The following is a 20,486-nucleotide window of genomic DNA, read 5'->3' as shown; positions in this document are numbered from 1 at the left end:
AAGTTGCGTGGTTGTGTGCGAGGGTTTTCCGAAGGAAAATTAGAAGCTAGTAAACAAAGCAACTAACTTTGGTTTAGGTAAAACTAGCAGTTTTTTTACGGTGTTGTACACCGTTTTTAATCTGATTTATTTTTTCTGTCCAATATATTAAAGTATTCTTTGTCAAAATATAAATAATTTGATGTGTCACTTTCTTTTCTATATATCTTGACGTATAGTACTCCTTTTTCTTTTGATATAGAATCATTTATTTGTACTAAATTATATAATCCATAATCTGAACCAATCTCTTTTCCATCGTATAGTTTTGTAGTCGGTGTATTATGATTCCAACTAATATATTTTTCTTTTACTTTACCTTTAAAATTATATTCTAATGTTGACTTAATATCTCTTTCTCTTTTTTTATCAGCACTTTCAAAAAATCCCGCATAAATGACCAATGAAAAAATAATGATTGGTATTACCCAAGTCAAGATTCTTATTCCTTTCTTAACATTTTCGGGAAGTTCCAATTCATTGATGAATTTACCTATCGGTTCTTTCTCAGTTTTCATTATGTGTTTTGAGTTGTATGGTAACGTTGCGTATAAGAATAGTTGCGAGTTTTGTGTGCGAGGATTTTCCGAAGGAAAATCAGACGTTACAAACACGCAACGACCTTTGATTAAGCATTAAACCGCAATTATTTTTAGGTGTTGTAGCACGTTTTTATTCACAATAATTTTTTCAGTTGGGTCATTAGTTGTCGTTCAAATTTTTTAACTCCACTTCTAATTTTATAAATTCCGATTAAATAAAAGATTAAAAATATTGGTCCAAAGACAATTAAAATTCCATAAGAGTTATCTTTAATAATATCATTTAATGCAAGTCCAAAAATAAGTGACATAACCAAAAACCAGAGTATAATGAACCAATTCCAACCTATTATTTTTATATTCAATTCAGTTTTATCTAAATGACTTTTCATTTTTCCTTCTGCACTTGCGAAAGAACCTCCAGTAATTGATTTTGTTCCAATTCTTAACCAAAAATCATCTTTATTTACAGTTCCATAATACTCTTTTTGTTTAACGTCAAATATGTCAAAAAAGAAGAGCCTATTAGGCTTAACTTTCGATTCTATAAAATTTATGAATTCAGACTTTTCCATTTTGACAGTCAAATTCAGGTGTTTTTTTAATCCAAAAGTTTCTAAAATTCTACTCATTTCGTTTTTTGGTCAAATGTACTGCCAACGTCTCGTATATGAAAAGTAGCGCTGAAAATAAGCGATAAATTTCGGATAATTCACAAGCCGAATTTTTAAATTTTATTAATTATTTTGTTTTTGTGAATTTGTCAAATTTAAAATTTGGCGACTTTCCAAAAATGCCCAAACCTTTGTGTTAGCAACGACTTGCGCTATTTTTCATATACAATGTTAGCCCACGTTTTTATCTCCACAATTTTCCAATTTTAGATAATATTCCACTTTGATTATTTTCTTTTGGATTCTCATTTGTTAATTCACAAATGAGTGAGAATATTTCAGGACTATTTTTTTTGGCAATATCCTTTGCGGTTTCTCCATTCTTATTTTTTAGATTGACTTTAATTCCTCTTTTAATTAGAACTTCGATTACTTTTTTGTTTTCTCTTTCTGTTGCTAAATGTAAAGCCGAATTGCCTTTTCTATCTTGAAAGTTTATTTTGGCTTTAAAATCTAACAATAAATTTATTTGTTCAGGAAATTCAAAAACTGAAATTCTTCCTAATGGCGATTCTCCATTAGCGTCAATGTGATTTGTATTCGCTCCTGCATTTAATAGCAATTTAAGTGCATCAGTTTTCTTTTGGTGTAAAGCACCCATTAAAGGTGTTACACTCGTTCCTCTGCAAATAAGATTTACATCAGCATTATTTTCAAGTAATAATTCAACGATTTCAGTTCCGTAGAATGAATTTGAACTTGCCATATCGAGTGGATTATATTCGCCACTTATATTTATTGTAGCGCCTTTTGAAACAAGGGTTTTAGCTGAATCAACTTTGTAATCATAACAAGCTAAATATAATGGTGTTCTTTTTCTATTATCTAAACTATTAATGTCAATACCTTTTTCAATTAGAAATTCAATCAGTTTTGGATGTCCTTTTTGAGAAGCGTGATGAAGTAAATTTCGTTTATCACTATCTCCTACAGTTGTATTTAAGTCCGCACCAGATTCAATCAATTCAGAGACTTTTTTTAAATCTCCTTCTTTCGTTGCTCTTACTAAATCTGTATTTAAGCTCATAGTTTTTTTAAATGTGGGCTAACACATGTATAACCACAATAAATTAATCTAATTGCAATTATATCGTTTATGTATGCAATATATTACTTTTTAATTAGGTATCCAATGACTTAAAGCGCTTGGTTATTAAATCTAAACAAGATAAAATGGAGTATTTAGAAAAACTACTGAAAGAAAAATAATTTGCTTGATGCAAAATATAGTATAGTAAACCTTCTTCGTTACTATACTTGTTCAATCATTTTTTAGGAAATTGCTTGGGGTTTGGTGTATCTTGGAAAGTTGCGTGGTTGTGTGCGAGGGTTTTCTGAAGGAAAATTGGAAGCTAGCAAACGAGCAACTAACTTTGGTTAAGCACTAAACTACGCATTATTTTTACTGTGTTGTGTACAGTACTTTTATTTTTAAAGTTTATAATTATTCAACTCTTTAAGTCCGTTCAAAATTTTATTATTCCAATAATTTTGTCCTTTTTCACTAAAATAGCTTTCGTTGTCGTACTGATTTTGCAATTCTATACCATAATGCATCAATTCGGTATATTTTTCATAATAGACAGAAACATTTTTCTCGGATTTGTTGTTTAAATCCGAAAATGCTTTTCTAATTTGTCTAGTAACAAGTTCCCAAAGGTCGAAATGTAACTGTTCATGTTTTAATGTTTCTAAATCAGAAACAATAGTCCAAGATTGGTTTTTACCAAAGTAACATTTCAGTGTGAATTTTGGGATATTATTATTATCATAAAAGCTTTCTATATATCTTATATAGCACTGAGTTTCTGCGATTGTAATGAGCTTATAGTCGAGTCAGTTTTTCTCTCGTAGAAAGCTTTACTATTTTCAAGTTCAACTAATCCAATTTCAGAGACATTTTTCGGCAATCTATTTTTTTCCGTTTTAAATTGTTCTACTTTTTTAATTATTAATTCAGCGTATTTTTCTCGTTCATTTTCCACGCTACAACCACAAATTGAAAATAATAATACACAAATTAATATTTTAAATTTCATTCTCACTTTTTTGTTTTAAAATCCGTTTTCTGTAAATCAAAAGTCCGATAGTTGTCAGTCCACAAAGAATTGCTAAAATGTGAAAAGTTCTAATTGCGTTACATAAATCAATTCCAAAAACGAGTGAAATACAATCCGTTAATTCACGTGTTTCATACTTTAAACTAACCATTGAATTAAAAGCCATAAATTCAAATAATGGAATTCCAATTATTAGTAAAATCAGAGTAATTATGTAAATCGTTTTTCTCAATTATTCTCGGTTTTCAGCTTGCACACAACGGTCTCGGCTATGAGTAGTTGCGTGGGTTAGCACTTAACTTTGCAAGTACACACCAAACTGAAAATCCGTGAGGATTTTCAGAAGTAGGCGATAACAAGCAATTACTTATAGGCATTGTTGTGCAAAGTTTTTTTAATTCAGTCGAGATTCTAATTCAATTCTCACTTCCTCTGCTGTCGGGTCTTTTGCCAAAATCAGTCCGTCTTCGTCGATTAGAAATATTCCGCCACCACCATCAACTCCATATTTTTGCCAAATATTATTTTGTCTGTCCAACTCAACAAGGTTTGTCCATTCCCATTTTTCTTTTTCTAAGAATTTTACAAGTCTATCAGTGTTTTTAAATTCTCCTGCAACACCAATGATTGTAAATCCTTTGTCTTTATATTCATTATAGACAGGAACCATTGTTCTACTTTTTGCAATGCAGGGTCCACACCAAGTTGCCCATAAATCCAAAAGAGCAACTTTTTCCTTTATTTTGTCAGAAAGTATTATTTCATTTCCATTTAAATCAGGTGCTGAAAAATCAGTATATTTTTTTCCAACTTTTATATTTTCAATAGCACTAATTAAATTTAAAGCTAGTTCATTGTAAGGATGATTTTGATTACTCTCTGATAATTTTTTGTAATTATTTTTAATTAAATCTAGATTAAGGTTTTCTTTAAAATATCTTAATTGCTCCAAAAAAAGATAATAAGATACCAAGCTAGGATTTTGAGGAATATAATACTCTTGCTCCCATTTTAGTTGTTTTTCCCAATCTTTAGGATTAAATAAAGAGTCAGCTTCTTTTTTATAATTTTTGTATTTAATGTTTAAATTTCCTCCCTTGACTGTATTTTTATCAAATTCTTCTTCTGGAAAAATGGTCAAATTAATTTTTTCGTTTTCTAAAAATAATGGCATTGGTCTGTAAGCTCCACTTTTTACGCTTTCGGTAAACGCTAAATTTACTACCTCTGGGTTTTGAAGTTCTTCTTCGTAATAAAATTTCCCTTCAATGACCGGAATCTGTATTATTGAATCAAATCTAGTATCTTGGTTAGGTTTGATCAACATAATTGACTTGATGTCAGTCCCTTTTACCTCCCCGTTTAGTTGCAGAAATTTCTTTTTTTCAGACGAACAATTAAACAAAAATAAGGTTGATAGGAAAAAGATTAATTTAGTAGTAAATTTCATTTGTAGTTCGTTTTTTAAATTTTTCACAACGTTGTTGTGTATGGTTAGTTGCGTGTTTGAGCAACTAATTTAGTAAACAAAAACGAACGCGAGAAAATTCCGAAGGAATTTTCCAAATAAGCAACGACCAAAGCAATTAATTATACACGTTGTGTGTGCCCAGCATGGGCATCTTTTCTTTACCGAAAGGTAAATAATTAATCTATAGGGTGCAAGTCCCTTATGCGCAGGAGTAACGTCCTGAAGCATTAGTAAGTCGCAAGCTCGTGTGTCGTGAGACATGGAGTGAAGGAAGCGAAACTACAAAACTCGGTACTGACGAACAGAAACCGTATACAGAGGCATATTTACTTGGGTAAGCAAGCACATCATTGTAACGCCCTAAGATTAACAAAAGGGTAAATATGTAGATACGGCAGGGATTGAGAGAAAGAAGATGCCATTACCTGGGGAGATCTCTACAACTACGAGTTGGTTAAGTAGAGAAGTCAGCAGAAGTCATAGTACTTACAGGAAACGAGGTGCAACAAGAATTGTACAGGTCTCACGGGTAAGGAAGGACTAAACATTAAATTACGTTGGAATTCGATTAGGATGCTTAGCTAGCCTAGTTTTAAACCAACAGGAGTACACGAATTATTGAATCTATGATTGAACAGGTATTATCAGCAACAAACCTTTATAAAGCAACACGCCAAGTGGAGCGCAATAAAGGAGCGAACGGCGTAGATGGTATGAAAACAACGGCACTTTCGGCATACATATTGGAAAACCGTTCGCTTATATTATCTACAATTCGCACAAATAGCTATGTGCCAAATTCAATTTTAGGAGTAACCATTCCAAAAGGACCGGGTAAAACCCGATTATTAGGAATACCAACAGTAGTAGATAGGTGGCTACAACAGGCGGTAAGTCAACAATTAATGGTTCATTTTGAATATGATTTTGAACCTGTTAGTTATGGATTTCGCCCACAAAAGAACATCCAAAAAGCAGTATTACAAGCACAAGGCTACATCAATGATGGTTACCAAGATATTGTAGATATTGATTTACAAGGGTTCTTTGATGAAGTAGACCACTGTATCTTACTTCAACTTATTTACCGCAAAGTAAAATGTCCAACCACCTTGCGATTAATCCGAAAATGGTTAAGAGCGCCCATCTTAATAGATGGAACACTCAAAAAGCGCAGAAAAGGGATCCCTCAAGGTAGTCCCATTAGTCCCTTATTATCTAACATTATGTTAGATGTTTTGGACAAAGAAATGAAAAGCATGGGCTTGCGCTATGTTCGCTACGCAGACGACTTTAGTGTTTACGCAAAAAGTAAAAGCGAGGCAAAAACTATAGGAAATAAACTGTTTATCTTTTTAAGAGATAGACTTAAACTACCTATAAATAAAGCCAAAAGCGGCATTCGCAGACCTGTAAACTTTGAGTTACTTGGGCATGGATTTGTACCCGTTTATAAAAAGGGTATAAAAGGACAATATGCACTAGTGGTAACCAAGAAAGGTTGGGCAAAGTTTAAACGTAACTTGAAAAGTATCACCAAGAAAACCAAACCCATGTCGTTATTCGAACGTCTGGATCGGCTTAATCAAGTCTGTCGAGGCTGGATGAATAATTACCGCTTAACTAACATCTATGCAAAAGTTAAAAAGCTAGATGAATGGTTAAGAAATCGGTTACGCTATTGTATTTGGCACGATTGGAAAAGCTAGAGAGGAAACGTAAAAATCTCATTCGATTAGGTATAGAAATCGGACAAGCCTATGCTTGGAGTCGCACCAGAATGGGAGGTTGGGCAGTCGCTCAAAGTCCTATTTTAAAGACGACTATTACAGTTTCTAGGCTTAAACGAAAAGGGTATAAACCTTTGTTAGATTACATTAATAATACGCAAACTTCAATTTGGTGAACCGCCGTATACGAGACCCGTACGTACGGTGGTGTGAGAGGCGCAGTGACGACTTTTAAGTCGTCACCCGTCTACTCGATTGTAGCCAGTTTTTATCTCATCCATCCTTCGATTATATAATTTTTTTCTAATAATTTTACTTCCTTTCCACCATTGTCTGGTTTGAACCAAACCTCAAATCTTGCACCATATGGTTTTCCCCAATCACCTTCATAAATCGTAAAATCATCTTTGGTACTGAACTTCTTGATGGTGTCATTCGTATTATTAATTTTCATACTTGACCTTTCCTTAAGCCTTGGGACTGAAAGCTCTATTTCTTGAGTTATTTCAAATGCTTTAAGAAAGACTGTTCCGTTTTGTTTTGAATTAATCCATAAATCATATTCAAATAAACCTGGTTGAAAAGAATTGTAAAGTTGAAAATCAATTTTCTCTTGTGATTTGCTTTATACTATCAGGTCTTATTGACTCAAAATTATCTCCCATTTTGGTATCAATCGGTTTTTCCAATTTCACATTTTTGGGTAATTTTAAATTATCAGCAAAAGTATCTGTGTCAGGTCCAAACATAGACATAAAGGAAGAAATGAAAATCAATCCTAAAACACCAACAAATAAACTTCCCAATTGTAGTATTCCTATATACCATTTTCCTTTGATTAGTTGCCAAAATCCAGCAATAAGCAATAGGATAATAGTAAATAGAAAAAATAGTCAGATATATTCAGTAAAATTTTATTCGTCGATGAAATTAGAGCTAGAAAAATTAGAGCTGATAAAATGAACAATAAAAATGGCAACCACCATTTCTTTAAAATATATTTTTTTAGGAATTCTGTCATTTCTCAAATTGGCTACAACACATGTATAACCACAATAAATTAATCTAATTGCAATTATATCGTTTATGTATGCAATATATTACTTTTTAATTAGGTATCCAATGACTTAAAGCGCTTGATTATTAAAGATAAAATAATGGAGTATTTAGAAAAACTACTAAAAGAAAAATAATTTGCTTGATGCAAAATATAGTATAGTAAACCTTCTTCGTTACTATACTTGTTCAATCATTTTTCAGGAAATTGCTTAGGGTTTGGTGTATCTTGGAAAGTTGCGTGGTTGTGTGCGAGGGTTTTCCGAAGGAAAATCGGAAGCTAGCAAACAAAGCAACTAACTTTGGTTTAGCTAAATTATATACTTTGTTGTGTGGCGTACTTTAATTTCTTATAAAGTTGATTTTTGGTTGATAGAATACTTCCTTATTTTTTTGAATTCTAAAGGTATTAACTATTATCAGTACTGCATTTATTCCATACATTATCAAAAAGAAAATCAAGATTCGTTTTTGACTTGAAATTATAGAATTAACCAACAAAACTTCTTTTGAATCAAAATCTTTTGCAAGTATAATTGAGTTTATTATAAACCCAACAAACAATATTATCGTCCAAGTTATTTGAAAGTTTAAAATATTCTTTCCAATAATATTGATATTTTTTAATTTATCTTTTTTAGAAATCCACATTATCAATGGCACTAAAATTCCTAATAAAGGAAATAAGATAAACGTTAAAGCAGAAAGATTCATTGCTTTTAAAAATCCGTTGTCCTCAACTATTGTCCAATCTATTAATTCCTCAGGACTAACATTTAAGGCATTAGATATTCTCTTTAAAGTTTCACCTGTCGGTTCCGTTTCTCCATTTTCAATTCGTTGGATTGTTCTTAAGCTCAAACCAGAATTCTCTGTCAATTCTTCTTGAGAAAATCCTTTTCTCCTTCTTAATTCTTTTACTTTTTTTGCCAGATTTTTGTTCTTCATTTTTCTTGTTTTAATTGTTCAGAACAAAACTATTAATGTTAGTATAATTTGGTTGCGTCATTGTTATGTCATCTTTACGTCATCTCTGCCAAATGTCAATTTACGAGGTTTTTCGGTATGACACACAACGGTTGGGCTATGGTTTCGTTGCGTGAAAATCCGCGAGGATTTTCCGCCGTAAACCGAAGATAGCAAATTTGCGAGGACTTTCCGTGAGGAAAGTCGGAAGCAATGAACTATAGCCGTTGTTGTAGTGCGTTTTTATTTTATCAGTTGTTTAAGGTTTTCTGAATATTTTTTCGGGTCAATAAAATCAACAATATGTCCATAAATCGGACTAATCCATTTTTTCTTTTTATTGCTCAAAACAATAATCATATTGAAAGTTTTATTGTAATCCACTTTTTCAATATCAGTCCAGTAAATTTCTTTTTTTGTCCCAAGTTCGTTTTTAATAATCATTGATTTATCTCCGATTATAATTCTGTACTTGTAGTAGTGTAAGGTCAGATAAAGTCCGATTGAGAAAAAACCAATGAACAATAGAAGAACACTCAAAAGTCCGCCGTTTTCATATTCCTTGAGCACAAAAAATAGAACATATATTAATAACAAGGAAATCGCAAAGCAAAAAAGTCCGAAGAAGAGAATCAATTTTCCAGGTTTTAAATCCATTCAGAAGGTTTTTTTAAATGCACTACAACGTCGCGTATAATAATAGTGCGGGTTTGTGAGCGGCGATTTTCCGAAGGAAAATCGGAAGCTAGCAAACACACACTAACTTTTGATTAAACAATTTGTCCGCATTATTTTTATACAATGTTACCTTGCGTTTTTATTGTTTTTTCAGTTTTATTGTCCGCTAAATATAGTGTTATTTCTTTCTTTTTTCTTCTTTTTTTTGAGTGATTTTCTGCGTTTAACAATTCCGCAAACTTGCTCATTTTTCCGCTGCGATTGGTTTTTCCGCAAACATGGTTTTACTATTTTTGTTTATTCCGCAAACGGGCTAAAATTTCGCAATCTTGGTTTTTTCTGTTTTTAAATTCCGCAAAAACTTGCTTTAAATCTCAATATTTTTTCCGCAAAACTTACGTTTGAGTGAGTATTTTTAATGCAAGGTAACGGTCTCGTATAAGAATAGTTGCGGGTTTACGTGCGAGGATTTTCCGAAGGAAAATCAGACGTAGTAAACTTGCAACGACCTTTGGTTAAGCCCAAAATTGAGCGATTATTTTTATACATTGTTGTGCGCAGGCTTTCTGCGTTCTGCTTTTCAATTCCGATTTTTAATTTTCGTTTGATATTCAGTCAGACAACTTTGAAAGACTGGTAATAATTTTTTAGTTTGATTTTCAATTGACATTTTCGTAATCTTAATATATTCCGATTGAGTAAATTCCGCTTGAATTTTTTTGGTCGAGCATTTACAGTATTCGTAGGTCAATTCAGCGTAATTTTCCGCCATTTCTTTTGAATCAGAAATGCATTTATCCGTTAATATTTTTGAGCTTTCGGCAGTCCATCTTTCATTTTTAGAATTTTTATCCTTTATTCCACTATAAATTCCGTAACCAGAAATCAAGATCATTAAGGCAATAATCCAATGTTTTCCAGACATAAAATTCTTTTTTATCGGTTCTGTCATTTAGTGCAGAGTGTTTTTTTAGCTTGCGCACAACACATGTATAACCACAATAAATTAATCTAATTGCAATTATATCGTTTATGTATGCAATATATTACTTTTTAATTAGGTATCCAATGACTTAAAGCGCTTGATTATTAAAAATAAAATAATGGAGTATTTAGAAAAACTACTGAAAGAAAAATAATTTGCTTGATGCAAAATATAGTATAGTAAACCTTCTTCGTTACTATACTTGTTCAATCATTTTTTAGGAAATTGCTTAGTGTTTGGTGTATCTTGGAAAGTTGCGTGGTTGTGTGCGAGGGTTTTCTGAAGGAAAATTAGAAGCTAGCAAACGAGCAACTAACTTTGGTTTAGCTAAAACTAGCAGTTTTTTTATACGGCAAATCGTTTTTTATTTTACTTCAGTTATTGGTATTTCTTCTTCCTCAAAATCGTCTAAATCTATAGTCGGAATGTTTTTTTCTTTTTCAGTTCTTAAGTCAGGACAATTTATTAATTCGGCTCTTTTTTTAAATTCCGATATAGTTTTGTTTTTCCAAGAATCCAAATTTGTAGAATCAATTTTGTCAAAGTCAAAATCCGCTTTATTGAGTTCCATTTTGGCCCAAGTGTAAGAGCTTTTTAAAATAATTTTATTTTTAGTTTTTGATAAGACAATCAACGTGTCATTATTTGTCATTAGCCGATTAACAGAAGATTCAAAATCCGAAACAATAATTCCGTTGTCGATTTGTTTAACTTTATGAATCCAAACAATGTCAGATTTACTTGAAAGCATAATTGTATAATGGTCAGCTATTTTATATTCATCATAACTTCCATCTTTATTGCATTTATACCAAGTTCCAACTATTTTTTTCTGGCAAGAGGTCTGGCAAATTAAAAGAAAAAAAGCAAATATAATTTTAAAGTATTTCATTTCTCAAATGTTTGCCAACGTTTATATGGAAAGTTGCGTGTTTGTGTGCGAGGATTTTCCGAAGGAAAATCAGAAGCTAGCAAGCGAGCAACTAACATTGGTTTAGCTAAAACTAGCAATTTTTTATATACTGTGTTGGCAACTGGCTTTTTATTTTTCCGATTAATTAAATTCTTTTTCTATTAATTTTCTTAATTCCAAAAGCGAAATTCCATTCTCAACGCTTTTGTCGTTATCTAAATGATAAAAATCTATATATCCAACTTTGGTAATTGTATTATATTCTCCGAGAATGTGGTCAAGATAAAGAAATGATAATGCTTGATGTTTTTTAACATCTGAATTCATATTCCTTATAAACACCTTGATATTAATTTTTCCTCGTTCATTATCTAATTCGGGAATAATTTCAATATCCGAACTTGGGTATTCAATTCCGTCATAATTTAGTCCGATTTCGTCAGTTGCTTGTCTGAATTTTTTGATTATCCAATTATCTAATTCAGGTTTAGAGTTATATAATTTTTCAGTTGGTAAAACACCTTCTGGCATTCCATCAGGTGTAATTATTAGAACAACTTCATCTTTTTCGGTCAATGTCATTTCGGGAAAAAGAACTGAATTATATTTTTTCATTTCTTTAGTCAGTTGATTATAAATTGTATAATCTTCTTGGTCAGAATTAATGAAATTTTCGAGTTCAATTTTATTTTTAGAAACCCAATTCCAAAACTTTTCTTCTTTTGATTGTCTGTTAAATAGTGAAAATCCCATTATTAAAATTATGATTGGTATGACGATTAATATTTTTTTCATTCATTTCCAGTTGAGTGATTTTAGCTTGTTGCCAACGTTGATGTGTATGATTAGTTGCGTAGTTCAGCAACTAATTTAGTAAACAAAAACTTGCCAGAGAAAATTCCGAAGGAATTTTCCAAATAAGCACTTGCCAAAGCAATTAATTATACACGGTGTTAGGCAAAGTATAATCTTTGTAATCGTTTATATCAAAGTCACTAAAATTAATCACTTTTTCGATTTCCCATAATTTATTTTGACCTACTGAACTAGAGTATTTCCTTATTAATCCTAATCCTTTTGCCATGTACAATGTGTCAATATTAGAGAATAATAAGTTTTTCTTATAATAAGCATTAGTTTCGGAAGTCATAACCATGCATTCAACTTCTCTGTTTTCTATTTGATAATTTTCAATTTTCAATAAAGATAAAACTCCTTTAAAATTCATGAGTTCACCAGTAGGTGTTTTTACGTTCATTAGAAGTTGGTGTGTTTTAAATTTATCGTTAGGCATTGTTTGTCCACTAATCATTTCAGCTTTAGTTATTATTTCGGAAGAGTCACCATTAAAAAAGTAAAGCCCTACGATTTCCGTTTTATTTTCATTGATTTTTGATATTAAAGAATCAAACTTTATATAATTATTGAAATTATTTTGAATATAAAGAGTATCAGTTCCTTTTATGAGCCTTTCGATTTTGGTGAAATAATATTCTATAGAATCATTTTTATGATATTTGAAAATTTGTACCTTAGGTTGTGTTAGTTTATTTATATCATAGAAATAGTCTTGATACTTTTTTTGAGATGACTTTTTATCTCCTAAGTTACATGACGTAAAAATTATTAGTAAGATGAATATTATTATGTTTTTCATTTGAGTTTGTTATTTTGCCTAACGTTTATGTATAAGGAAAGTTGCGTGTTTGTGTGCGAGGATTTTCCGAAGGAAAATCAGAAGCTAGCAAACAAGCAACTAACTTTGGTTTAGCTAAAACTAGCAATTTTTTTTATACGGTGTTGTGTGCAGTTATTTTTTTATTGTTTTTCTACAAATGATTCCCAAAACCTTACTAAATCAAATGTTTTCTCAACATCTTTAATATTATATTCTGAATTAATATAATTATTGACTTCGGCATTTTCAAAACCGTTTCCTTGACATAAAAGGTCATTTATGTTTTGATAGATGTTTTCATCTCCAACGCTTAGACCAGGAAGACATATTGAAAATCTATAAGAATCAGATTTAGTTTTTAAATCGAATACAACTAGAATAGACCTAAGTTTTCTTGGCTTGGTGATAATATTTACTCCGACTATATTGTCAGGAAAATTATATTTTATCCAGAACGGGTTTGTAATAATTTCTTTTTCGGGAGACCTAATTTGGTCTCTGATAATTTGGTTGTTTTTATTAAACAAATATAGATGCCCAAGTTTTTCAAAAGCCATTAAATGAGCTATTTTTAATAGTGAAATACTAGCTAATCTTTCGTTTGTTTTATTAGGTTTTTTAAAATTGAAGGTTAGTTTTTTCTTCCATCCGATTTCTCTAATATCATTACTAAATAGGGGCGATTTATATTCGCGAACCTCACTGTCAAAAAACTTTTTATGAATTTTAGGATTATTGTTTTTAGTATCTATATTTATAATGAACTGTCCATCATCTTGAATTTTAATTTTAGCATTTACACCTTTTCCTTCTGTAGAGTCATTAAAAAATTGTGTTTTAATTTCGGAATTAGGCTTAAAATTTAGGGTATCGATTTCCTTTAGGGCGGTCAAAATTTCATCGTCAATTTTATGTCCAGCTTCTGAATTACATTTTTTACAAGTCAAGACACTGCTTTTCCCTCCTAAAGATTGAGGAGGATTATGTTCTATTGTCAATGGATTAATTTTGTCAAATAAATCAGCCTTCTCAAAATAATCTAAGCAAATTGGACAAAAACAACCGAAATCTTTATCAAATTTATCCTTTAGGCTTGAATTTTCTTTGATAAACTTAAAGTTTTCAGAGTAAATTTTAAATAAGATTTCTTTTCTTTCCTTATTGTTCATCTAGTCTCCGGTTGTTTTTTTAATTGCACACAACACATGTATAACCACAATAAATTAATCTAATTGCAATTATATCGTTTATGTATGCAATATATTACTTTTTAATTAGGTATCCAATGACTTAAAGCGCTTGATTATTAAAGCTAAAATAATGGAGTATTTAGAAAAACTACTGAAAGAAAAATAATTTGCTTGATGCAAAATATAGTATAGTAAACCTTCTTCGTTACTATACTTGTTCAATCATTTTTTAGGAAATTGCTTAGGGTTTTGTGTATCTTGGAAAGTTGGGTGGTTGTGTGCGAGGGTTTTCCGAAGGAAAATTAGAAGCTAGCAAAAGAGCAACTAACTTTGGTTTAGGTAAAACTAGCAGTTTTTTTATACGGCTTATACACCGTTTTTTTATTCAGTTAATTTTAATTTTTCGTCAAACCAAACATCTTCGTATCCATTTTTGTCAATCAAAAATCGATAACCAACATCAAGACCGAAATATTTTATTAATTCAGGTCGGATTTCAAGCAGGTGTTCTGCGCACATAGGTTTGAAAAAATCATTTTTGTCAGACCAATCTCCGCTCCAAATATACCATCCTGTTGTAATTCCTTCTTTTGGATGTCGAAGTCCATTTATTGGGTCAGATAAAAGGTCAATTGAACAGCCTATCATTAATTTTTTGTTGATTGGATTCCATTTAGATTGATATTTTTCGCAGATTTCTTTTTGTCGGTCAATATGCACATTCCAAATATTATAGTCTGCCAATAAATTTTCTTCAGTTTCTAATTGGTGTTTCCACAATTCGATGTTCTTTTTGTTAATCGGGAAACTAATTTCTGGACTGTCCCATTGAAAAATGATGTCAGAAACAATTTCGTCACTCCAATCATAAATGTCGTTTTCGTCAACTATTAAGTTCAAAGCATAATTTTGCAAATCCGATTTTCCAATTTCTCCATTTAAATATTGGTCACATTTTGCAATTATATCCGAACGTGATATTTTAATTTCTTGATTCAATTTTGCGTTTTCTTAAATGGTGTACGTTGATGTATAAGATTAGTGGCGAGTTTAAGCACCTAATTTAGTAAAGAGATACTTGCCAGAGAAAATTCCGCAGGAATTTTCCAAATAGGCTAAAAACTAGCCATTAATTTTATAAGGTGTTACCTGCTGGCTTTATTTTTAGTAAACTTTCTATTTTGTTTTCCAATTCTTTTCCTCTTAAATCTTTCGCAATAATTGTTCCTTCAGGGCTAATCAGAAATGTTGTCGGATATCTAACTATTCCGTACTTTTCTTTGATTTTGTTTGAATCATCGGATATAATTTGAGGCCATGTTATTTCATATTTACTCATCATTTGCTCTAAATCCTTTATTGGACTTTCCACGACAATACTAATTATTTCAAATTTTGATTTATCAGTATGATCGTATAACGTCTTGAGGTTTGGGATTTCTTGGATGCAAGGACCACACCAAGTACCCCAAAAGTCAAGAAGTACATATTTCCCCTTTAAAATATCCAATGAAATAGTATTTTCCTGTTTAAACTGACTTCCTGAAAAATCAATTGCTTTAAATCCAATTTGAATAGAGCGTATTTGATTTTTAGAAAAATTCATTTTTTCTAAAAGTAAAACGTCTTTATTCCTCTTTACTCCCAAGTTTTTGTATACATTAGTTCCGATTTCAAGATATTCATTGTCAAAAGCTACTTTATCAAAATCTATTTTTTCTCCAATTGGACTTTGGCTACTACTTATCCCTACATTTCTAAATGGAAAGATATTTCTAGAATAGATGTATATTAAGTGATTCTCTAGTTTTGCAGTACGGTACTGAGCGAAATTACAATTTAAGTAATATTGATCCATATTGGCAGAGGAAATCAAGATAGGAACTTCAACCTGAATCTTTTTGTCATTTAATAGGCGTTCAAAAGTAACATATATTGCTTCATTATTTAACCGTGCATCCCGATCTAATTCACTTTCATACTGAACTAGTTCAAAAGGCTCATCATCACTAAAATCATAATTGTTATTTGCATCTACAACGACCATTGTATTTCCAACGGAATCATTTCCAATAGCGAAAGCAGCTCTGGTTTTTATTGGCTCTTTTGATAAATTCAATGTATCTGGTTCCCAATCCCATGTTTTTTGTAGCTCTTCATACCATTCTTTTGAGATATCTCCCAAAAGGTAGTTTTGATAAACATATTGGTCCATATCTGATTGAATTTGTCCAACTTTAGCGTCAGTCCAGTTTTGTGGTATACCAGAAACTTTCAAATATGTTTTTTCCCAAGGGTTATTTATAATTTCAAAATAAAGATCTGCACCACTTGTAGATGCTTCGAAAGGTCCAAATCCTTTGTGATAAGTGATAGGTAGTTCTAAAATGTTGTCCTTTTTACAACCTGTCATTATACATAAACATATGCTCAATAGTAATGTAGTTTTAATTCTCATGTTTATTTAAATTTTAAATCGAGCGGTTCGTTTTCAGCTTGCAGGTAACGTTTATCTTTAAGAATAGTTGCGGGTTTGTATGCGAGGATTTTCCGAAGGAAAATCAGACGTAACAAAACAAGCAACGACCTCTGTTTAAGCCTAAAATAAGCAATTTTTTATATACGGCTTTGTTGTGCGTTCGTTTTTATTCCGCAACATTTATTTTTATTCCGTTAATTTCCGTTCCGTTTTTCAATTCCGTAACAGCTTTTAATTCCGACGTTGGAATCCACTTTTTTAAAATCAATTCGTTTTTTTTATTCCAGCCAATTACTTTATATCCTTGTGGAAATAATCCTTTACCAAGGTCATTTTCGTTATTCTTTATAACTGACCAAAAAATACTTGAATATCCTAATCCGCCTTTGTCAAATTGATATTGATAGTATTTATATTTTTTGTTTGGTGAAATTGAGTCCGAAAGAATTATCAAATTCGGTTCGTTTAAAGAGTGCTCCGAGTTTAACGCTTCCACTAGCTCATCTAAATCCGAGTTGATTTTAATTCCAATTCCGATTATTCCAATCAGAATTATTCCAACAATTATTAAAATCCATTTTTTCATTAAATTCCTGTGAATATTTAGTTCAATTTATAAATCAAATGCTCTCGGAACACTTTTATGTAAAACCTTATCAAGACATTTAGAATGAGCATAAACTGCTTGAACATCTTTTGTTTTCTTGTCACATTCTATTGTGATTTCAATTGCTTTATTAAATATTGAATCTTGACCACAAAAACAACATAAAACTTCTAAATCGCCATTTTCCATTTGTCCTAAAAATTTTGTTTTTGTCTTTAACTTAGTTAGTTTTTACGATTTTTCTCTTGTTGCCAACGTTTATGTATATGGAAAGTTGCGGGTTTGCGTGCGAGGATTTTCCGAAGGAAAATCAGACGTAGCAAACGCGCAACGACCTTTGTTTTAGCACAACACCAGCAATTTTTTATATACGGTGTTGGCAATAGTTTTTATTCCGTTTTTACTTTTTCAGTCAATTCATTAAATATTTTTCTCAATTCAGTCTCTTGGGTAAAATCAAAAATTTCTAATAAAGAACAAACGGTTTCCGCTTCCCACATATTTTGAGCAATATTCCGATTATATTTTTTCAAGAGTTTACTCAAACTTGTTTTGGTAACAGTTCCGCCAACTTCTTTTTCCAATACAATAATAAATTCATTTAAATTCTTTACTGAAGTTTTCCAATCTCCCCATTCATTTTCCGCTTCGAGTATTTTTTCAGCAATCTTTTTGTCGGATTCGTTTGCAAATCGATTTTCCTCAACCAAGTCAAATAATTTGTCAAAAGTCAGTAAAGGAATTTCAGTCATATTCATAAATTCTGATTCGGATTTCGGTTTTCTCAAATTATTGCCAACACATGTATAACCACAATAAATTAATCTAATTGCAATTATATCGTTTATGTATGCAATATATTACTTTTTAATTAGGTATCCAATGACTTAAAGCGCTTGGTTATTAAAGATAAAATAATGGAGTATTTAGAAAAACTACTGAAAGAAAAATAAATTGTTTGATTCAAAATATTGTATAGTAAACCTTCTTCGTTACTATACTTGTTCAATCATTTTTTAGGAAATTGCTTAGTGTTTGGTGTATCTTGGAAAGTTGCGTGGTTGTGTGCGAGGGTTTTCCGAAGGAAAATCAGAAGCTAGCAAACAAGCAACTAACTTTGGAGAACTAGGCTAGTGCTTTTCATAGGATACGGTGTTGTAAAATGTTTTATTATTATTTTTAAATTCCGCTCAATATAATTCCGACAAATATTACAATCAACGAAGTCAAAAGAAACGGTTTTTTACTTTTATAAATATCCGAAATTAAATTCCAACAATACAAATAAATAAATATCGGAAACATAAATCCCAAATAAGCAAAGTCCTTTTCAATTGTCAAATCTACTCCAGCAAAAAACCAAAACAATCGCAAAAGAAAAAATAATGTTCCAAATAAAATCCAAATCGTATTAGTTTGAGCCATTCTCAATCTTATGTTTTTCTTTCTGTTAGTCGCAAAAGGTTTGCTCATCCACAAATAAGTTGTGAAACAAAATGAAAATCCAACTGAAGTAAAACCAATTAAAGTCAAATAATAAATTGAGAATTCATAAGTATAGAAATTCGACCAGCTTAGGTCTGTGATAATTTCTCCAACATTACATATTTTTAAAAATACTCGAAATAATGAATTAAAAATTAAGCTAAATCCGATTCCGATTGCAATTCCGCTATAAAATTGGAACTTTCCAATTTCGTTTATCGTGAAGTCAGATTTGAGTTTTTTCAATTCAGTGTATTGTTTGGTCAAATGTTTTACAACGATTATGTATAAGAATAGTGCGGTTTTGTATGCGAGGATTTTCCGCAGGAAAATCAGATGTAACAAAAGCGCACGGACTCTTGATTAAGCATTAAACTAAGCATTAGGATACGGTGTTGTATCCAGTTATTTAATTCCAAATTTCATTCGATTCTGTTAAAATAACAGGATATTTATCAGTTATAAGAATTGTTTGTTCATGTTGAGTTACATATCCACCTTTATCTCCAACTAAAGTCCAACCATCGTTTAATTCTAAAGCAATAGTTGATTTTGTTGCTATAAAAGTTTCTATAGCGACTGTAGTATTTTTTTTAAATCTTTCTCGATTTGTTTTAACTCTATAGTTTAATATGTTTTCAGGTTCTTCGTGTAAACTTTTTCCAACACCATGTCCTGCTAAATTTTTAATTACTTTAAAACCAGATTTTTTTGCTTCTGTTTCAATAATTTGTCCAATATCAGCTATTTTCACACCACCTTTTATATTTGTAATTGCCTTTTTTAAGATGTTTTTAGAAGCATCTACAAGAGGCTGATGGTTATGTATATCTTTTCCAAGTACAAACGAACCTCCATTGTCAGACCAAAATCCATTTAATTCTGCTGATACATCAATATTTATTAAATCTCCTTCCTTAAGAATTTTGTTTTCAGATGGAATTCCGTGAGCGACTTCTTCATTTACACTTATACAAGCATATCCAGGAAAATCATAAGTTTCATAAGGTGCTGATTTAGCTCCATAGCTTTTTAAAATCTCGCCTCCATATTCATCTAATTCTTTGGTTGACATACCAACTTTAGCATATTCTCTCATTAATTTTAGTGTAGTACCAACGACTTCACTAATTTTTTTCATTCCTATTAATTCAGATTCTTTTGTTATTGACATTTCTTTTTTTTTTAATTGGCTACAACGTGTTATATGGTTAGTTGCGTGTTTTAGCAACTAATTTAGTAAACAAAAACGGACGCGAGAAAATTCCGAAGGAATTTTCCAAATAGGCAACGACCAAAGCAATTAATGATACGGTGCTGTAAGCTGGGTTTTAATCATCTGTTAATTTTAGTATAAATATATATTGATATAGCAATTGAACTTAATAAAATTAGAAAAGCATAAATCAATATTTTCCATATGGGTTTATTCCGATGTTCTAAATCAGTCGGATAAAATTTTTCAAATTTCAAGATTAGAACAAATCCACCAATTAAAGCTCCGATTTGTAAAATAAGTCGAATCATATTTACATCAGTCAGACTGATAAGAAACATTATAGACAAAGCGTAAATAAATCCAAATATTAAGACTGAATTTGACTTTTCTTTATTTCCTAATTTTCTAAAATTATACGCCATCATAATTGCTCCACAAATCGCAGTAAAAAATGTAGAAGAAATTACAATCGACTTTTGAGAATATAATTCTGGAAGACTTTGCTGTCTTTCAAATTCCAATTTTTCATTTCGTTTATTTTCTTCATACTCTTTCAAAGCAGGAGCCGTTTCTTCAAAAAATCCTCTTTTGTTAAGTTCGTTAATCGCAGAATTAAATGCTATTTCTTGGTAACGTTCTTTATTATTTAATATGTCAAATAATTCTTTATCAGATGAGTTTGACATTCTTTCGTTAAATTCATTTTCCATTCAG

The 20,486-nt window shown here is 30.9% G+C and carries 24 protein-coding genes; 2 read left to right on the top strand and 22 right to left on the bottom strand.

The genetic code is table 11. The features are described 5' to 3' along the window. Positions 1-116: 116 nt before the first annotated feature. The 5 genes from QLS71_RS15420 to QLS71_RS15400 all read right to left on the bottom strand — a co-directional run bounded on the left by QLS71_RS15420 (position 117) and on the right by QLS71_RS15400 (position 4,765). Positions 117-557 (bottom strand): hypothetical protein, encoded by a 441-nt coding sequence (locus QLS71_RS15420; protein ID WP_308994018.1) that lies wholly within the window; start codon positions 555-557, stop codon positions 117-119. 158 nt (positions 558-715) lie between these two features. After that, entirely contained in the window at positions 716-1,213 is a 498-nt protein-coding gene (locus QLS71_RS15415) for a hypothetical protein (RefSeq protein WP_308994019.1), read from the bottom strand. A 226-nt stretch (positions 1,214-1,439) separates the two neighbouring features. Beyond that, a complete protein-coding gene (locus QLS71_RS15410; RefSeq protein ID WP_308994020.1) occupies positions 1,440-2,282 on the bottom strand; it encodes an ankyrin repeat domain-containing protein in 843 nt (280 codons plus the stop codon). A gap of 763 nt (positions 2,283-3,045) precedes the next feature. Then, positions 3,046-3,294 (bottom strand): hypothetical protein, encoded by a 249-nt coding sequence (locus QLS71_RS15405; protein WP_308994016.1) that lies wholly within the window; start codon positions 3,292-3,294, stop codon positions 3,046-3,048. Between the two features lie 415 nt (positions 3,295-3,709). Further along, positions 3,710-4,765 carry a TlpA disulfide reductase family protein gene (locus QLS71_RS15400; protein ID WP_308994017.1) on the bottom strand — a complete coding sequence of 352 codons (1,056 nt, stop codon included), beginning with the start codon at positions 4,763-4,765 and terminating at the stop codon, positions 3,710-3,712. Positions 4,766-5,412: 647 nt separating this feature from the next. Between QLS71_RS15400 and ltrA the strand changes: the two genes are divergently transcribed. Continuing rightward, on the top strand, positions 5,413-6,495 hold the full coding sequence (ltrA, locus tag QLS71_RS15395; RefSeq protein WP_348636568.1) for a group II intron reverse transcriptase/maturase: 1,083 nt from the start codon (positions 5,413-5,415) through the stop codon (positions 6,493-6,495). Next, positions 6,444-6,692, top strand: a complete 249-nt coding sequence (locus QLS71_RS15390; RefSeq protein WP_348636567.1) for a hypothetical protein — start codon at positions 6,444-6,446, stop codon at positions 6,690-6,692. Before ltrA ends, QLS71_RS15390 begins: the two co-directional genes overlap by 52 nt. Before the next feature lie 92 nt (positions 6,693-6,784). On the opposite strand, the gene QLS71_RS15385 is transcribed toward QLS71_RS15390, so the two are convergent. The 17 genes from QLS71_RS15385 to QLS71_RS15305 form a co-directional block, all read right to left on the bottom strand. After that, positions 6,785-6,970, bottom strand: a complete 186-nt coding sequence (locus tag QLS71_RS15385; protein WP_348636566.1) for a hypothetical protein — start codon at positions 6,968-6,970, stop codon at positions 6,785-6,787. A gap of 148 nt (positions 6,971-7,118) precedes the next feature. Beyond that, complete coding sequence (locus QLS71_RS15380) at positions 7,119-7,382, bottom strand: hypothetical protein (RefSeq protein ID WP_348636565.1); 264 nt, start codon at positions 7,380-7,382, stop codon at positions 7,119-7,121. A gap of 532 nt (positions 7,383-7,914) precedes the next feature. Next, complete coding sequence (locus QLS71_RS15375) at positions 7,915-8,520, bottom strand: helix-turn-helix domain-containing protein (protein WP_308994015.1); 606 nt, start codon at positions 8,518-8,520, stop codon at positions 7,915-7,917. Positions 8,521-8,781: 261 nt separating this feature from the next. Next, positions 8,782-9,195 (bottom strand): hypothetical protein, encoded by a 414-nt coding sequence (locus tag QLS71_RS15370; protein WP_308994014.1) that lies wholly within the window; start codon positions 9,193-9,195, stop codon positions 8,782-8,784. Between the two features lie 601 nt (positions 9,196-9,796). Beyond that, the gene (locus QLS71_RS15365) at positions 9,797-10,141 is read right to left on the bottom strand and encodes a hypothetical protein (protein WP_348636564.1); all 345 of its coding nucleotides are present in this window, start codon (positions 10,139-10,141) and stop codon (positions 9,797-9,799) included. 424 nt (positions 10,142-10,565) lie between these two features. Continuing rightward, a complete protein-coding gene (locus tag QLS71_RS15360) occupies positions 10,566-11,093 on the bottom strand; it encodes a hypothetical protein (RefSeq protein ID WP_308994031.1) in 528 nt (175 codons plus the stop codon). Positions 11,094-11,255: 162 nt separating this feature from the next. Beyond that, positions 11,256-11,909 (bottom strand): hypothetical protein, encoded by a 654-nt coding sequence (locus tag QLS71_RS15355; RefSeq protein ID WP_308994030.1) that lies wholly within the window; start codon positions 11,907-11,909, stop codon positions 11,256-11,258. Positions 11,910-12,051: 142 nt separating this feature from the next. After that, entirely contained in the window at positions 12,052-12,771 is a 720-nt protein-coding gene (locus QLS71_RS15350; protein ID WP_308994012.1) for a hypothetical protein, read from the bottom strand. Between the two features lie 161 nt (positions 12,772-12,932). Beyond that, positions 12,933-13,961 (bottom strand): HNH endonuclease, encoded by a 1,029-nt coding sequence (locus QLS71_RS15345; protein WP_308994032.1) that lies wholly within the window; start codon positions 13,959-13,961, stop codon positions 12,933-12,935. 402 nt (positions 13,962-14,363) lie between these two features. Continuing rightward, on the bottom strand, positions 14,364-14,981 hold the full coding sequence (locus QLS71_RS15340) for a hypothetical protein (protein WP_308994005.1): 618 nt from the start codon (positions 14,979-14,981) through the stop codon (positions 14,364-14,366). A 136-nt stretch (positions 14,982-15,117) separates the two neighbouring features. After that, a complete protein-coding gene (locus QLS71_RS15335) occupies positions 15,118-16,440 on the bottom strand; it encodes a TlpA disulfide reductase family protein (protein WP_308994004.1) in 1,323 nt (440 codons plus the stop codon). Between the two features lie 187 nt (positions 16,441-16,627). Further along, positions 16,628-17,047, bottom strand: a complete 420-nt coding sequence (locus tag QLS71_RS15330; protein WP_308994003.1) for a hypothetical protein — start codon at positions 17,045-17,047, stop codon at positions 16,628-16,630. Between the two features lie 27 nt (positions 17,048-17,074). Then, on the bottom strand, positions 17,075-17,257 hold the full coding sequence (locus QLS71_RS15325; RefSeq protein WP_308994002.1) for a hypothetical protein: 183 nt from the start codon (positions 17,255-17,257) through the stop codon (positions 17,075-17,077). A gap of 200 nt (positions 17,258-17,457) precedes the next feature. Further along, positions 17,458-17,820 (bottom strand): hypothetical protein, encoded by a 363-nt coding sequence (locus QLS71_RS15320; RefSeq protein WP_348636563.1) that lies wholly within the window; start codon positions 17,818-17,820, stop codon positions 17,458-17,460. Positions 17,821-18,247: 427 nt separating this feature from the next. After that, complete coding sequence (locus QLS71_RS15315; protein ID WP_348636562.1) at positions 18,248-18,820, bottom strand: hypothetical protein; 573 nt, start codon at positions 18,818-18,820, stop codon at positions 18,248-18,250. Positions 18,821-18,962: 142 nt separating this feature from the next. Beyond that, positions 18,963-19,727 (bottom strand): type I methionyl aminopeptidase, encoded by a 765-nt coding sequence (gene map, locus QLS71_RS15310; protein WP_308993995.1) that lies wholly within the window; start codon positions 19,725-19,727, stop codon positions 18,963-18,965. A 161-nt stretch (positions 19,728-19,888) separates the two neighbouring features. Continuing rightward, positions 19,889-20,482: a hypothetical protein gene (locus tag QLS71_RS15305; RefSeq protein WP_308993994.1), complete on the bottom strand. Its 594-nt coding sequence runs from the start codon at positions 20,480-20,482 to the stop codon at positions 19,889-19,891. Positions 20,483-20,486: the final 4 nt, after the last annotated feature.

Origin of the sequence: Mariniflexile litorale, assembly GCF_031128465.2 — a bacterium.
GTDB lineage: Bacteria > Bacteroidota > Bacteroidia > Flavobacteriales > Flavobacteriaceae > Mariniflexile > Mariniflexile litorale.
This window is presented reverse-complemented; position numbering and strand designations above follow the sequence as displayed.

Bases quoted from the DNA above. Each gene is read 5' to 3' on its own strand.
- QLS71_RS15390 (WP_348636567.1), top strand. From the start codon at position 6,444: ATGGTTAAGAAATCGGTTACGCTATTGTATTTGGCACGATTGGAAAAG.
- QLS71_RS15415 (WP_308994019.1), bottom strand. From the start codon at position 1,213: ATGAGTAGAATTTTAGAAACTTTTGGATTAAAAAAACACCTGAATTTG.
- QLS71_RS15355 (WP_308994030.1), bottom strand. From the start codon at position 11,909: ATGAAAAAAATATTAATCGTCATACCAATCATAATTTTAATAATGGGA.
- QLS71_RS15420 (WP_308994018.1), bottom strand. From the start codon at position 557: ATGAAAACTGAGAAAGAACCGATAGGTAAATTCATCAATGAATTGGAA.
- QLS71_RS15330 (WP_308994003.1), bottom strand. From the start codon at position 17,047: ATGAAAAAATGGATTTTAATAATTGTTGGAATAATTCTGATTGGAATA.
- QLS71_RS15400 (WP_308994017.1), bottom strand. From the start codon at position 4,765: ATGAAATTTACTACTAAATTAATCTTTTTCCTATCAACCTTATTTTTG.
- QLS71_RS15385 (WP_348636566.1), bottom strand. From the start codon at position 6,970: ATGAAAATTAATAATACGAATGACACCATCAAGAAGTTCAGTACCAAA.
- QLS71_RS15320 (WP_348636563.1), bottom strand. From the start codon at position 17,820: ATGACTGAAATTCCTTTACTGACTTTTGACAAATTATTTGACTTGGTT.
- QLS71_RS15405 (WP_308994016.1), bottom strand. From the start codon at position 3,294: ATGAAATTTAAAATATTAATTTGTGTATTATTATTTTCAATTTGTGGT.
- QLS71_RS15365 (WP_348636564.1), bottom strand. From the start codon at position 10,141: ATGTCTGGAAAACATTGGATTATTGCCTTAATGATCTTGATTTCTGGT.
- map (WP_308993995.1), bottom strand. From the start codon at position 19,727: ATGTCAATAACAAAAGAATCTGAATTAATAGGAATGAAAAAAATTAGT.
- ltrA (WP_348636568.1), top strand. From the start codon at position 5,413: ATGATTGAACAGGTATTATCAGCAACAAACCTTTATAAAGCAACACGC.
- QLS71_RS15350 (WP_308994012.1), bottom strand. From the start codon at position 12,771: ATGAAAAACATAATAATATTCATCTTACTAATAATTTTTACGTCATGT.
- QLS71_RS15360 (WP_308994031.1), bottom strand. From the start codon at position 11,093: ATGAAATACTTTAAAATTATATTTGCTTTTTTTCTTTTAATTTGCCAG.
- QLS71_RS15305 (WP_308993994.1), bottom strand. From the start codon at position 20,482: ATGGAAAATGAATTTAACGAAAGAATGTCAAACTCATCTGATAAAGAA.
- QLS71_RS15325 (WP_308994002.1), bottom strand. From the start codon at position 17,257: ATGGAAAATGGCGATTTAGAAGTTTTATGTTGTTTTTGTGGTCAAGAT.
- QLS71_RS15410 (WP_308994020.1), bottom strand. From the start codon at position 2,282: ATGAGCTTAAATACAGATTTAGTAAGAGCAACGAAAGAAGGAGATTTA.
- QLS71_RS15370 (WP_308994014.1), bottom strand. From the start codon at position 9,195: ATGGATTTAAAACCTGGAAAATTGATTCTCTTCTTCGGACTTTTTTGC.
- QLS71_RS15375 (WP_308994015.1), bottom strand. From the start codon at position 8,520: ATGAAGAACAAAAATCTGGCAAAAAAAGTAAAAGAATTAAGAAGGAGA.
- QLS71_RS15335 (WP_308994004.1), bottom strand. From the start codon at position 16,440: ATGAGAATTAAAACTACATTACTATTGAGCATATGTTTATGTATAATG.
- QLS71_RS15345 (WP_308994032.1), bottom strand. From the start codon at position 13,961: ATGAACAATAAGGAAAGAAAAGAAATCTTATTTAAAATTTACTCTGAA.